The organism is Paraburkholderia sp. (assembly GCF_050742655.1).
GTDB lineage: Bacteria > Pseudomonadota > Gammaproteobacteria > Burkholderiales > Burkholderiaceae > Paraburkholderia.
This window is the reverse complement of sequence record NZ_JBOIGG010000012.1, coordinates 124,200-137,607: the sequence shown is the minus strand read 5'-3', so window position 1 is coordinate 137,607 and position 13,408 is coordinate 124,200. Positions and strand designations below refer to the sequence as shown.

The following is a 13,408-nucleotide window of genomic DNA, read 5'->3' as shown; positions in this document are numbered from 1 at the left end:
GTGACGTGACGTGACGTTAAGCGAGCTTCTGGCCGGTGAGCCGCTCGAGCGCTTCCTGATACTTCTCGCTCGTCTTCGCGATCACGTCGTCGGGCAGCTTCGGTGCGGGCGGCGTTTTCGGCCACGGCTGGCTTTCGAGCCAGTCGCGCACGAACTGCTTGTCGAACGACGGCGGGTTCGTGCCGACCTGGTATTCGTCCGCGGGCCAGAAGCGCGACGAATCGGCCGTCAGCGCTTCGTCCATCAGATACAGCTCGCCGCGGTTGTCGAGACCAAACTCGAACTTCGTGTCCGCGATGATGATGCCGCGCGTCGCTGCGTATTCGGCCGCTGCTTCGTACAGCTTGATCGAGATGCCACGGATGGTGGCCGACAGTTCGGTGCCGATGCGGCGCTCCATCTCGTCGTAGGTGATGTTCTCGTCGTGGTGACCCAGCTCGGCCTTCGCGGCCGGCGTGAAGATCGGCTCGGGCAGCTTCTGCGCGTTCTGCAGACCCGGCGGCAACTGCACGCCGCACACCGAGCCGGTGGCCTGATAGTCCTTCCAGCCGCTGCCCGCCAGATAGCCGCGCACGACGGCTTCGACGAGGATCGGCTCGAGCCGCTTCACGACTACCGCGCGACCCTTCACCTGTTCGACCTCGTCGGGCGCGACGACCGATTCCGGCGCGATGCCCGTGGTGTGGTTCGGCACGATGTCCTTCAGACGTTCGAACCAGAAGTCGGCCATCTGGTTCAGCACGCGACCCTTGCCCGGAATCGGCTCGCCCATCACGACGTCGAATGCGGACAGCCGGTCCGTCGTGACGATCAGCAGTTTGTCGTTGCCGACCGCGTAGTTGTCGCGGACCTTGCCGCGGCCGAGCAGCGGCAGCGAGCGGAGCGTGGATTCGTAGAGGGTGGACATCGTCGTGATTCGCCTAAAGTGGGGCCCGGGGCGGGACAAAACGGCTTGAAACCGTAAAAACCGAATGTAATCAAAAAGCTAAACGCCGTTCCCCGGATCATGCGGGAACGGCGAGGCTGAGGCAACCGACTCACCGGCTGGGTCGGCGGATCGGCAAAACCGTTATTTTAGCGGACGACCTGTGCGAGCTCGCCGCTCTTGTACTTCTCGGCCATCTTGTCGAGCGCGACCGGCTTGATCTTGCCTGCCTGGCCTTCGCAGCCGAATGCAACGTAACGGTCGATACAAACCTTCTTCGCGGCGTCGCGCGCGGGCTTCATAAAATCGCGCGGATCGAACTTCTCCGGGTTCTGGGCGAAGTAGCGGCGGATCGCGCCGGTGATCGCGAGACGCAGGTCGGTGTCGATGTTGATCTTGCGCACGCCGTACTTGATGCCTTCCTGAATCTCTTCGACAGGCACGCCGTAGGTTTCCTTCATGTCGCCGCCGAACTCGCGGATTTCCGCGAGCAGTTCCTGCGGCACCGACGACGACCCGTGCATCACGAGGTGCGTGTTCGGAATGCGTGCGTGGATCTCCTTGATGCGCGAGATCGACAGGATGTCGCCGGTCGGCTTTTTCGAAAACTTGTACGCGCCGTGCGACGTGCCGATCGCGATCGCGAGCGCATCGCAGTGCGTGAGCTTGACGAAGTCGGCGGCCTGCTCGACGTCGGTGAGCAACTGCTCGCGCGTCATCGTGCCTTCGGCGCCGTGGCCGTCTTCCTTGTCGCCCTTCATCGTTTCCAGCGAGCCGAGCACACCGAGTTCCGCCTCGACCGTGACGCCGATCGAATGCGCCATCTCCACCACCTTGCGCGACACGTCGACGTTGTACTCGTACGACGCGACCGTCTTGCCGTCCGCGGTCAGCGAACCGTCCATCATCACGCTGGTGAAGCCGCTGCGGATCGCCGCCATGCACACCGCCGGCGACTGCCCGTGATCCTGGTGCATCACGACCGGAATATGCGGATACGACTCGACGGCCGCTTCGATCAGATGCCGCAGGAACGGCTCGCCCGCGTATTTGCGCGCACCCGCCGACGCCTGCATGATCACCGGCGCGCCCACCTGGTCGGCCGCCGCCATGATGGCCTGCACCTGCTCCAGATTGTTCACGTTGAAGGCCGGCAGGCCGTAGCCGTTTTCGGCGGCATGATCCAGCAACTGACGCATTGAAACGAGAGGCATGGTGATACTCCTTTGATTTGAAACGAATCCTGGTGCCGTCGGCATCTCATGGCGCAATTTTATCGCGAAGCAAACCGCACGCCGATGCGCACGCATGCCAGATGCCCCGCGCGCCTGCCTCTCGCGGGCATGCGGCGCACGCGGCGGCGCCGTGCCGGCAGCGGCACAGCGCCTGTCAAGCCCACTCAATAAGGCTCGCCGACCCGCACGATCTTCAGCGTGTTCGTTCCGCCCGCCTGGCCCATCGGCTCGCCGACGGTCAGCACGACCATGTCGCCGCGCGCCGCATAGCCCTTGCTGACGACCACTTCGAGCGCCTGCTGCAACGCGATGTCGCGATCGCTGCTGCTGTCGAGGTGCAGCGGCCGCACGTTGCGGTAGATCTGCATCGCGCGTTCGCTGGCGGTACGCGAAGTCAGCGCGAAGATCGGCACGTGGGTCCAGTGACGCGACATCCACAGCGCGGTCGAGCCCGACTCGGTCAGCGCGACGATCGCCTTCGTGCCGAGGTGGTACGCGGTGAACAGCGCGCCCATCGCGATCGACTGGTCGATCCGCGTGAACGTGCGGTCGAGGAAATCGCGGTCGAGTTCGACGTGCTCCGACTTCTCCGCCTCGAGGCAGATCGCGGCCATCGTTTCGATGGTCTGCACCGGGTACTTGCCCGCCGCCGATTCCGCCGACAGCATCACCGCGTCGGTGCCGTCGAGCACCGCGTTCGCGACATCCGACACTTCGGCGCGGGTCGGCACCGGCGCGAGGATCATCGACTCCATCATCTGCGTCGCGGTGATCACGAACTTGTTCGATTCGCGCGCCATCCGGATCATGCGCTTCTGCAGCGCCGGGACTGCGGCATTGCCCACTTCCACCGCGAGATCGCCGCGCGCGACCATGATGCCGTCCGACGCGTCGAGGATGCCCTGCAGCGCCGGAATCGCTTCCGCGCGCTCGATCTTCGCGATCATTTTCGGCTTGATGCCGTACGGTGCGCCCGCGATGTTCGCGAGCTGACGCGCCATCTCCATGTCGGTCGCGTTCTTCGGGAACGACACCGCGACAAAGTCCGCGCCGAGCGACATCGCCGTGCGGATGTCCTCCATGTCTTTCGCGGTCAGCGCGGGCGCGGTCAGACCGCCGCCCTGGCGGTTGATGCCCTTGTTGTTCGACAGATCGCCGCCGATCTTCACGACCGTGTGGATCTCGTTGCCGATCACCCGCGTGACGTTCAGCACGATCAGGCCGTCGTTCAGCAGCAGGATGTCGCCGGTCTTCAGGTCGCGTGGCAGATCCTTGTAGTCGAGCCCGACACGGTCGTCATTGCCGAGTTCGCAATCCGAGTCGAGGATGAACTCATTGCCCGGCACGAGCGTGGTCTTGCCGTTCTCGAACTTGCCGACGCGAATCTTCGGGCCTTGCAGATCGGCCATGATGCCGACCTCGCGACCCGCCTTGCGCGCCGCCTCGCGCACGTACTCGGCGCGCTGGCGGTGATCGTCGGCGGTGCCGTGCGAAAAGTTGAGCCGCACCACGTCGAGGCCGGCGTCGATCATTTGCTGCAGGATCTCGGGCGTGCTGGAAGCCGGGCCGATGGTGGCGACAATCTTGGTGGCGCGATGCATGAGTCTCCTCGTTGGAATGGGTTCGCCGGATTGGGCGGTGGGAGTCGGATGCGGAGGCTGCGCGCCGACGGGTACTGCCGGAACTGCGCCAGAGGGAGCTGGCGCCACCGAGTGAGGCGAATGAGATGAAACCTGCTGGATGGCGTGTGCGGCCGCGCTTGCAGCGGCCGCCTGCTCATCGGATGCGACCGCTGCCGGCACGCGCGGGGCAGCGCCCGGCGGCGCGGTTTTGCGCAGCACCGCGCCCGTAGCGCGTGATGCAGAACGGGACTTCACCGAAGCGCGCGAGGCCATATCAGGCTCGCGATTCGAGCACTTCGACCGCGGGCAGTTTCTTGCCCTCGAGGAATTCGAGGAACGCGCCGCCGCCAGTCGAGATGTAGCTGATCTTGTCGTGGATGCCGTACTTCGCGATCGCGGCGAGCGTATCGCCGCCGCCCGCGATCGAGAACGCCGGCGATGTCGCGATCGCTTCCGCGAGCGTCTTCGTGCCGTTGCCGAACTGGTCGAACTCGAATACGCCGACCGGACCGTTCCAGACGATCGTGCCGGCCTTCTCGAGCTGCGCGGCGAGCGCCTTCGCGGTGTCCGGGCCGATGTCGAGGATCAGGTCGTCGTCCTGCACGTCGGCGACCGCCTTGATCTCGGCCTTCGCGGTCGGCGCGAATTCCTTCGCGGTGACGACGTCGGTCGGGATCGGCACCGAGGCGCCGCGCGCCTTCGCCTGATCGATGATCGCTTTCGCATCCTCGACGAGATCGGCTTCCGCGAGCGACTTGCCGATCTTCAGGCCGGCGGCGAGCATGAACGTGTTTGCAATGCCGCCACCGACGATCAATTGATCGACCTTCTCGGCCAGCGACTTCAGGATGGTCAGCTTGGTCGACACCTTCGAGCCAGCGACGATCGCGACCAGCGGCCGCTTCGGCGCGCCGAGCGCCTTGCCGAGCGCGTCGAGTTCGGCGGCGAGCAGCGGACCCGCGCACGCGATGGGCGCGTACTTCGCGATGCCGTGGGTGGTCGCTTCCGCGCGGTGCGCGGTGCCGAACGCGTCGTTCACGTAGATGTCGCAGAGCTTCGCCATTTTCTGCGCGAGCTCGTCCGAATTCTTCTTCTCGCCCTTGTTCACACGGCAGTTTTCGAGCAGCACGACCTGACCGGGCGCAACGTTCACGCCGTTCTCAACCCAGTTCGCGATGAGCGGCACATCGCGGCCCAGCAGTTCCGCGAGCCGCTTCGCGACCGGCGCGAGCGAGTCTTCCGGCTTGAAATCGCCCTCGGTCGGGCGGCCCAGATGCGACGTGACCATCACGGCGGCGCCGGCGTCGAGCGCGTCCTGGATGGCCGGCACGGAGGCGCGGATCCGCGTGTCTTCGGTGATGTTGCCCTGGTCGTCCTGCGGCACGTTCAGATCGGCGCGGATGAACACGCGCTTGCCGGCCAGCTTGCCTTCGGCGATCAGATCGGTGAGGCGCAATACCTGCGAGACGTTCGATACCTGGTTCATGGGCGTTCGTATGCGGGTTGTGGAGTGGAAGGCGGTTGCGATTGCCGGTTGGCTTCGCGCGTGGAGCGGGCGCGAGGCGGCGCGTTTGAAACGCCAAGCCCGGCGCAGCCGCTGCCGGCGTTCCTGACGGCAGCGCGCGCAGCGATCCCGGAGCGGATTATTTTAACCGATACCCATGGCGTTCCAACCCATGTCGGAGCGAATGCCCTGTATTTGAACCGCACGCTCGTCGCACGGCTGTACAGGATGCCACGGGCCGCGTTACAGGACGAAGCGCAGGACCGTATAGACGAGCATGCCGACCACGATCGTGCCGAGCATGCTGCGGCGCCACAAATACCAGCCGAGGCCGGCGAGCGTCGCGTAGAACTCGTGATTCGACGGTGCAAACGACAGCCCGTCGGGGGTCGCGAGCACATCGGGCAGGACGACCGCGGCGAGCGCCGCGGCCGGCGCGTAGCGGAGCATCCGCTGTACGCGCTCCGGCAGCACCGTGCGCTCGCCGCCGATCAGGAACAGCGCGCGCGTGACCGCCGTGACGACGGTCATGCCGAAAATGGCGAGCCAGATCTGGGTCGCGTTCATCGGGAATCTCCGGCGCGTTGACGGATGCGGCGCAGGTCCGCGCGTTCGATCAGCAGATCGGCAACGCTGCCCGCGGCGATTGCGGTCAGCACCGCGAGCGGCAACGCGAGACGATACGGCAGGTCGAATGCGAGCAGCGCGACCACACCGGCGATGCACACCGCGACGAGCGTGGAGCGCGTCGCGATCGCCGACACCATGATCGGGATCAATGCGAGCGTGCCCGCGAGCGCGAGGCCCCAGTTGTCCGGAAAGAGGCTCGCGAGCAGGATGCCGACAATCGACGACACCTGCCACGACAGCCAGCTGGCGATCGCCATGCCCCAGAAATACGCTTCCTTGCCAGGCACGTGGCTGGTCGCAAAGCCCTTCTTCTGGAACAGCAGATAGATCACGTCGCCGTTGAAATAGCCGATCAGCAGACGGCGCCACAGCGGCAGACCGGCGAAGTGCGGCGCGAGCCCCGCGCTGAAAATCACGAAACGCGTATTCACCATTGCGGCGGTGAGCAGGATCGTCCAGATCGGCAGGTGCGCGGCGAGGAGCGGCAGCACCGCGAGCTGCGACGAGCCCGCGTAGACCAGTACCGACATGCCGAGCGCCTGCGGCACCGTCAGCACCGACTTGCTCATCGCGATGCCGGTGACGAGTCCCCACGAGAGGATCGCCATCAGCGTCGGCGAATAGTCGCGCATGCCCTGCTGGAGCGCGCGGCGGTCTTCTTCAGTGAGTTGTGCAGTGAGGCGGGCGAGCATCGGAGAAGTGACCCGGCGTGATCGGCGAAGTCGGCGCCGGGCTTGTTGAGATACCCGTTGGAATACCCACGAACACCGCTGGCGCATCCGGATTCGTATTTATGCGTGCGCCGAATTATAGCCCTTGAAAGCGCTTTGAATGCCCGTTCCGTGTGCAAAAGACGCTAAAATAGCGGACTTCGCCGCTCGCCGGATTTCCGTCACGGCCTCTCGCACAGTGTCCGCCCGCCATCGTCGGCGCGCCGCGCACGCAAGGGGCCACACGCACGCCCAGCGGTACTGTGGCACCCCGCTTATACCGATAAACCGCACCGCCTGGAGAATCGTATGTCAATGGCCGACCGCGACGGCAAGATCTGGATGGATGGCAAGCTCATCGACTGGCGCGACGCCAACATCCACGTCCTCACCCACACGCTGCACTACGGCATGGGCGTATTCGAAGGCGTGCGTGCCTACAGGACGACCGGCGGCACCGCGATTTTCCGTCTGAAGGAACACACGAAGCGCCTGCTCAACTCGGCGAAGATCTTCCAGATGAACGTGCCGTTCGATCACGAAACGCTCGCCGCCGCGCAGCTCCAGGTGGTCCGCGAAAACAAGCTCGAAACCTGCTACATCCGTCCGCTGATCTGGATCGGCTCCGAAGCGCTTGGCGTGTCGGCGAAAGGCAATACGGTTCACGTCGCGATCGCTGCGTGGCCGTGGGGCGCGTACCTCGGCGAAGACGGCCTCAACAAGGGTATCCGCGTGAAGACGTCGTCGTTCACGCGCCATCACGTGAACGTGTCGATGGTCCGCGCGAAGGCATCGGGCTGGTACGTGAACTCGATCCTCGCGAACCAGGAAGCAACCGCCGACGGCTACGACGAAGCGCTGCTGCTCGACGTCGACGGCTACGTGTCGGAAGGCTCCGGCGAAAACTTCTTCCTCGTGAACAACGGCAAGATCTATACGCCCGACCTCGCATCGTGCCTCGACGGCATCACACGCGACACCGTCATCACGCTGGCGAAGGACGCCGGCCTCGAAGTGATCGAGAAGCGCATCACGCGCGACGAGGTCTACACCGCCGACGAAGCATTCTTCACCGGCACGGCTGCCGAAGTGACGCCGATCCGCGAACTCGACAACCGGACGATCGGCAACGGCGGTCGCGGCCCGATCACCGAGAAACTGCAGTCGGCATTCTTCGATGTCGTCGCAGGCAAGAACCCGAAGTACGCCCACTGGCTGGCGAAGATCTGAACCGGGCGCGCGGCCCTTCACCCGTTGGGCCGCGCGCTCTACAAAGAGAATGTCCTCATGAGCGAAATCAAGGAAATGCCGCTGGTCGAACTGTCGGCAAAAGATCTGCCCGCGTATTGCCCGAACCCGTCGATGCCGCGCTGGAGCACCCATCCGCGCGTCTTCATCGACGTGACGCACGGCGAAGCGCGCTGCCCGTATTGCGGCACGCGCTACAAGCTGCGCGACGGCGAAGTGGTCAAGGGCCACTGAGCATCGCGCGCCCTCGTCAGGCCGGCGCCGCGGCATGTCCGCGGCCGTCGCCTGTTTCCCCGTCACCTTCCGGACGCCGCGCGCCATTGCGCGCGGCGCTTTCCGTGGTGCTCCTTTTTCATTCCGGACCTTGCCCCTGATGCGCCGTGCGCTGGTTATCGCACCGAACTGGATCGGCGACGCCCTGATGGCGCAGCCGCTGTTCGCGCGCCTCGTGAAACTGCATCCGCGTATTGCGATCGATGCAGTCGCGCCTTCATGGGTCGCGCCCGTGCTCGAACGGATGCCGGAGATTCGCGACGTCTACGCGACCGATCTCGCGCACGGCAAGCTGCAGTTGTGGCGTCGCTGGCAACTCGCGAGCGACCTGCGCGACGTCGGCTACGACGCGGCCTACATCCTGCCGAATTCGCTGAAATCCGCGCTGATTCCGTGGATGGCGAGCATCCCGCTGCGCATCGGCTATAGCGGCGAGAACCGCTTCGGCCTGTTGAACGTGCGCCACGCGAATCCACGCAAGGACGAGCGTCCACCGATGGTCGGCCATTACGCGTCGCTTGCGTATGCGCCCGGCGCGAAAGTGCCGGCCGATCTCCCCGTGCCGCGTCTCGACGCCGACCTGAACGAAGCCGCGCGCGTGTCGGCGCGCTTCAATCTCGATACGCGCGTGCCGCTGCTGGTGTTCTGTCCGGGCGCCGAATACGGTCCCGCGAAACGCTGGCCGCCCGAGCACTTCGCGGCGCTCGCGCAGATGGTCGGGCAGTCGTTTCCGTACACGCAGATCGTCGCGCTCGGTTCGCCGAAAGACGCGCCGATCGCGCAGGCCATCGCCGACCGCGCGCCGAACGTGCGCAACCTGTGCGGCCAGACCGCGCTCGGCGAAGCCTGCGCGCTGATCTCGCGCGCGAACGCGGTGGTCTGCAACGACTCGGGGCTGATGCACGTCGCCGCGGCGCTACGCCGGCCACTGGTCGCGGTGTACGGCTCGACCGATCCGCGCCACACGCCGCCCCTGTCGGACCTCGCGAAGGTACAATGGCTGCATCTCGAATGCAGTCCCTGTTTCCAGCGCGAATGTCCGCTTGGCCATCTGAACTGCCTGCGGCAACTGGGCGCCGAGCAGGTATTCGGCGATCTGCGCGGCATGCTCGTCGCGCAACGCTGAACGGCCGCTACCGCGTAGCCTCGCCCGCGGCGCCGCGCAACGTGTGCCCTTGCCTCGCGGCGTGGGCATCGCAGCGGTCCGCCGACTGCTCCGACCACTGGAACGCAACTGCGCGCCGCGCACAAGAGACCGACCCGCCATGCCACGTTTCGCCCACATCTTCGAAGCCGCCGCCGACACCCTGAACGCCTATTACCAGGCGGTCGCGGAGGTCAACATCGAGGCCTTGATGGGTCTGTGGATCGACGAGGAGTTCGTCAGCTGCATCTGCGCGGACGGCTCGCATCTGCACGGTCTCGACAGCATCCGCGCGGGGCTGTCGGTCCAGCTCGAAACGGCGCGGGTCTCGATCGAACCGCTCGACATCCGCGTGTACGACAGCCTCGGCACCGTGGTCTACGCGATTGCGGAAGCGCATCGCCCGGTCGATCCGACCGCGACGCCGGCGATGGTCTTCACCACCTACGTGATGGTTCATGAGCGCGGCGAGTGGCGCATCGCGCACATCCACGCGAGCGCAATGCCGAACGAAGCGGCCAGCCAGTTCGCCGCGAAGATGCGCCACGGCCAGGGGCCGCTGCACTAACGGCGGCCATGCCCGCGATACACGCAATACGAGCGACATAACGGTTCCGGTGCCGCGATGAGCACGACGCACGATCACCCGCCTTCCTCCGATCCGCACGATGCGCGGATCGATCCGCTCGATCGCCTGTATCGCACGCCGCTGTGGCTACCGGGCGGCCACGCGCAAACCATCGTGCCCGCGCTGTTCGGCCGCACGCCGCCCGTCGTCTACCGACGCGAGCGCTGGGATACGCCGGACGGCGACTTCATCGAACTCGACTGGACCGTGCCTGGTCCGCATCATCCGCACCAACCGGCCGCCGATGCGCCGCTCTTCGTGCTGTTCCACGGCCTCGAAGGCAGCAGCGCGTCGCACTATGCGCGCCTGCTGATGCACGGCGCGCAGTCGCGTGGCTGGCACGGCGTCGTCCCGCACTTTCGTAGCTGCAGCGGTCCGCTCAACCTGTTGCCGCGCTTCTATCATCTTGCAGACAGTAACGAAGTCGACTGGGTACTGCGCCGGCTGCGCGACCGTCATCCCGGGCCGATCGTCGCCGCGGGCGTTTCGCTCGGCGGCAACGTGCTGCTGCACTGGCTCGGCGAGCGGCGTGAAGACACCTCGTTCGTCGCGGCCGTGGCCGCGGTTTCCGCGCCGCTCGACGTACACGCCGGCGGCCGCATGCTGGCGCAGGGCTTCGGCATGGTCTATACGCGCAGCTTTCTAAAGACGCTGAAGCAGAAGGCACTGCAGAAACTCGACCAGTACCCGGGGCTGTTCGATCGCGATGCGATGCTCGCGAGCCGCACGATGTACGCATTCGACAACGTCGTCACCGCGCCGCTGCACGGTTTCCGCGATGCCGACGAATACTGGACCCGCGCAACCGTGCGTCCACTGTTGAGCGAGATCGTCACACCGACGCTCGTGCTGAACGCGCGCAACGATCCATTCCTGCCTGGCACCGCGCTGCCCGCGTCGCATGAAGTATCGACAGCGGTCGAACTCGACCAGCCCGCTCACGGCGGCCACGTCGGCTTCATGACCGGACCGTTCCCTGGCCGCACCGACTGGCTGTCGCGTCGCGTGTTCGGCTATCTCGCACCCTATCTTGCGTCATTCGCCAGCCATGGATGAGATCGTTCGTCAGGCGCTCGCCAAATGGCCCAACGTGCCGCATTGCACCGGCTGGCTGCTGCTCGACCGCCGCGGCAACTGGCGCATGCGCGACGAAGCGGCGCAGGCGCGCGGCGCGAGCGGCGAACCGATCCGTCATGCGGCGCTGCTCGGCTTCATCAACCGCAATTACGAACGCGATGAGCAGGGTCAGTGGTTTTTTCAGAATGGACCGCAACGCGTCTACGTCGAGCTGGGCTATACGCCGTGGGTCGTGCGTCTGTCGGTCGATGAAAACGGACAGCTCGCGCTGACCGATCACGCGGGTCGTGCGTTCGATCCCGCCGCCGCATGGCTCGATGATGAAGGTGGTGTGCTGTTCAGTGATACGTCGACACCTGTGCGCGTCGCGGCACTACACGACCACGATCTCGATCTGTTCGCCGAACATACGTCGCTCGACGACGACGGCCGCGGCGGCGACTTCGCGTGGCGCGACGGTATCACGCTGTCGTTGCAACCTTTGCAACGCGCCGACGTTGCGCAACGGTTCGGCTTCGTCGCGAGTCCGGCGGCAGCAGCGGCGCTGGCGGTGGCGAAAGACCCGGCAAAGCACGCATAACGTGTACTTCAGCTGTCGTCCTTCTCGTCTTCGCGCTCTTCCTTGTAGCGCGCCTCGAAGTCATGCAGGCGCGCATCGATCGTCGACAGGTCGAAGTAGCCGACCGTCTTGATGTCGCGAGCTTCCTTCAACTGCCTGATCGCCGACGGCCACGCGCCTTCGAGCGCGAACTGCTCCGCGAGTGCGCGATGCTGCGCCAGTGCATCGCCACTGCCCGCGCTCGACTGCGCGAGATAACGCCACCACGCGGGCTGCCGTGGATCGAGACGGGTTTCCTTCGCCGCGAGCGCCTGTGCCTGCACGAAGCGCTTAGCGGTGAGCAACGTCTGCAGATGCATGTCGATCGCCGCGTTCGATTGCGGCCAGCGCTTCTGTGCAAGCTCGGCGAGACGCAGCGCGTCGTCGCTACGGCCCGCGCGGCGTGCGATGTCGACCTCGAGCAGATCGAGGCTCGGCGAACTGCGGGTCGCGTCGCCCTCGCTTGCCTGCATGTCGTCGAAACGCTGACGTGCAGTGGCCAGCGACGCGGACGCATCGTCGTAGCGCTCGAGCAGCATCTGCGCACAGGCGATGCCGTACCAGTTCGCCGCGACGTTCAGCGCGGTGCGGTCCTCGATCTCCGAGCGCATCCGCGACAGTTCATCCGCGTAGTCGCTGCGCGAACGCTGCTGCAGCACGCGCACGCGCGCACGGACGAAGCCGTATTCGGGCGCCTGCCGCGGCTGCCGGTACGGCGCGCGGCGCGCGCGATCCTCCATGTCGGCGATGCGCTCGCCGGTCAGCGGATGCGTGCGCGCGTACGGCGGCACGCCCGCATCGCTCATCGACGCGCGATCGAGCCGCACGAAGAACGACGGCATCCCGTACGGATCGTAGCCCGCGCCGGCCAGCAACTGGAAGCCGATCCGGTCGGCCTCGTGCTCAGCGGAACGCGAGAAGCGCAACTGGCTGTCCACCGCATACGCCTGGCCGCCCAGAGCGATCGCGCTGCCGAGATCGCCGCTGCGCGCGATCACGCCTGCGAGCACGCCGAACAGCAGCCCCGCGAGCGCCGCGTAGCTGCTGCGCTCGCCCGCGACGATCATCCGCGCGATGTGCCGCTGCAGCACGTGCCCCATCTCGTGACCGAGTACCGACGCGAGTTCCGATTCGGTCTGCGTCGTGACGATGAGCCCCGTATTCACGCCGATGAAACCGCCGGGCATCGAGAACGCGTTGATCTGCGGATCGCGCACCGCGAACACATCGAAGTCCGGACGATAGCCGCCGATGTACTGCGCGCTCGCCGCGGCCGCGAGCTTCGCGGCGACCGAGTTCAGATAGTCGCGCACGAGCCAGTCGTCGAGATAGTCGGGGTCACGACGCACGTCGCGCATCAGACGCTCGCCGAGCTTGCGCTCGGCCTGCGGCGTGAGCGAACCGCCCGAGCCGTCGCCGAGATCGGGCAGTTGCTGGTTGACGAGCGGCGCGCGCAAACTCACGTTTGCACCTGGCTTGCCGGCGAACCGGCTCTCGGCGCCGCCGTAGGTGCCGAAGACACCGTCGGCGATCGACGGTGGCAGGATCGGCACGACGTACGAGTTCAGCGGACCGATGTCGAGCGGCGGCCCAGCGTCGGCGGATGTGTTGCCTGCAGCCGGCGCTGCACTGCGCTGCGCAAACGCGCCGGGGGGCGCCGCGAGCGCGACGGACAGACAGGCGGCGACAAACCGGCTTCGACGCATTGCGGATTCGTGTGGACGGAATGAAAACAGAGTCCGTCGCGCGATGCGCCGGATCGCCTGTTATTGTACCGAGCAAGCCGGCTGAATCAGTCGGCCGTGCGCACGCGC

Annotated in this window: 13 protein-coding genes; 6 read left to right on the top strand and 7 right to left on the bottom strand. The window is 66.0% G+C overall.

What is annotated here, in order from left to right; genetic code table 11:
• Nucleotides 1-16: 16 nt before the first annotated feature.
• The 6 genes from ACREXZ_RS18365 to ACREXZ_RS18340 form a co-directional block, all read right to left on the bottom strand.
• Nucleotides 17-907 carry a phosphoribosylaminoimidazolesuccinocarboxamide synthase gene (locus ACREXZ_RS18365; protein ID WP_431765531.1) on the bottom strand — a complete coding sequence of 297 codons (891 nt, stop codon included), beginning with the start codon at nucleotides 905-907 and terminating at the stop codon, nucleotides 17-19.
• A 167-nt stretch (nucleotides 908-1,074) separates the two neighbouring features.
• Nucleotides 1,075-2,139 carry a class II fructose-bisphosphate aldolase gene (gene fba, locus ACREXZ_RS18360; RefSeq protein WP_431765530.1) on the bottom strand — a complete coding sequence of 355 codons (1,065 nt, stop codon included), beginning with the start codon at nucleotides 2,137-2,139 and terminating at the stop codon, nucleotides 1,075-1,077.
• A 185-nt stretch (nucleotides 2,140-2,324) separates the two neighbouring features.
• Entirely contained in the window at nucleotides 2,325-3,761 is a 1,437-nt protein-coding gene (pyk, locus tag ACREXZ_RS18355) for a pyruvate kinase (protein WP_431765529.1), read from the bottom strand.
• Nucleotides 3,762-4,056: 295 nt separating this feature from the next.
• Nucleotides 4,057-5,268 carry a phosphoglycerate kinase gene (locus tag ACREXZ_RS18350; RefSeq protein WP_431765528.1) on the bottom strand — a complete coding sequence of 404 codons (1,212 nt, stop codon included), beginning with the start codon at nucleotides 5,266-5,268 and terminating at the stop codon, nucleotides 4,057-4,059.
• Between the two features lie 261 nt (nucleotides 5,269-5,529).
• Nucleotides 5,530-5,853 (bottom strand): AzlD domain-containing protein, encoded by a 324-nt coding sequence (locus tag ACREXZ_RS18345; RefSeq protein ID WP_431765527.1) that lies wholly within the window; start codon nucleotides 5,851-5,853, stop codon nucleotides 5,530-5,532.
• Entirely contained in the window at nucleotides 5,850-6,608 is a 759-nt protein-coding gene (locus tag ACREXZ_RS18340) for an AzlC family ABC transporter permease (RefSeq protein WP_431765526.1), read from the bottom strand. Before ACREXZ_RS18340 ends, ACREXZ_RS18345 begins: the two co-directional genes overlap by 4 nt.
• A 327-nt stretch (nucleotides 6,609-6,935) precedes the next feature.
• Here ACREXZ_RS18340 and ACREXZ_RS18335 point away from each other — a divergent pair, with 327 nt between their 5' ends.
• The 6 genes from ACREXZ_RS18335 (at nucleotide 6,936) to ACREXZ_RS18310 (ending at nucleotide 11,576) form a co-directional block, all read left to right on the top strand.
• Entirely contained in the window at nucleotides 6,936-7,856 is a 921-nt protein-coding gene (locus ACREXZ_RS18335) for a branched-chain amino acid transaminase (protein ID WP_431765525.1), read from the top strand.
• 57 nt (nucleotides 7,857-7,913) lie between these two features.
• Nucleotides 7,914-8,108 (top strand): zinc-finger domain-containing protein, encoded by a 195-nt coding sequence (locus ACREXZ_RS18330; RefSeq protein WP_017772808.1) that lies wholly within the window; start codon nucleotides 7,914-7,916, stop codon nucleotides 8,106-8,108.
• Nucleotides 8,109-8,247: 139 nt separating this feature from the next.
• Entirely contained in the window at nucleotides 8,248-9,273 is a 1,026-nt protein-coding gene (waaF, locus tag ACREXZ_RS18325) for a lipopolysaccharide heptosyltransferase II (RefSeq protein WP_431765524.1), read from the top strand.
• 139 nt (nucleotides 9,274-9,412) lie between these two features.
• Nucleotides 9,413-9,859 carry a nuclear transport factor 2 family protein gene (locus ACREXZ_RS18320; RefSeq protein ID WP_431765523.1) on the top strand — a complete coding sequence of 149 codons (447 nt, stop codon included), beginning with the start codon at nucleotides 9,413-9,415 and terminating at the stop codon, nucleotides 9,857-9,859.
• Nucleotides 9,860-9,916: 57 nt separating this feature from the next.
• Entirely contained in the window at nucleotides 9,917-10,975 is a 1,059-nt protein-coding gene (locus tag ACREXZ_RS18315; protein ID WP_431765522.1) for a YheT family hydrolase, read from the top strand.
• On the top strand, nucleotides 10,968-11,576 hold the full coding sequence (locus ACREXZ_RS18310) for a DUF2946 family protein (RefSeq protein ID WP_431765521.1): 609 nt from the start codon (nucleotides 10,968-10,970) through the stop codon (nucleotides 11,574-11,576). Before ACREXZ_RS18315 ends, ACREXZ_RS18310 begins: the two co-directional genes overlap by 8 nt.
• An 8-nt stretch (nucleotides 11,577-11,584) precedes the next feature.
• On the opposite strand, the gene ACREXZ_RS18305 is transcribed toward ACREXZ_RS18310, so the two are convergent.
• On the bottom strand, nucleotides 11,585-13,300 hold the full coding sequence (locus tag ACREXZ_RS18305) for a M48 family metalloprotease (RefSeq protein WP_431765520.1): 1,716 nt from the start codon (nucleotides 13,298-13,300) through the stop codon (nucleotides 11,585-11,587).
• Nucleotides 13,301-13,408 lie beyond the last annotated feature (108 nt).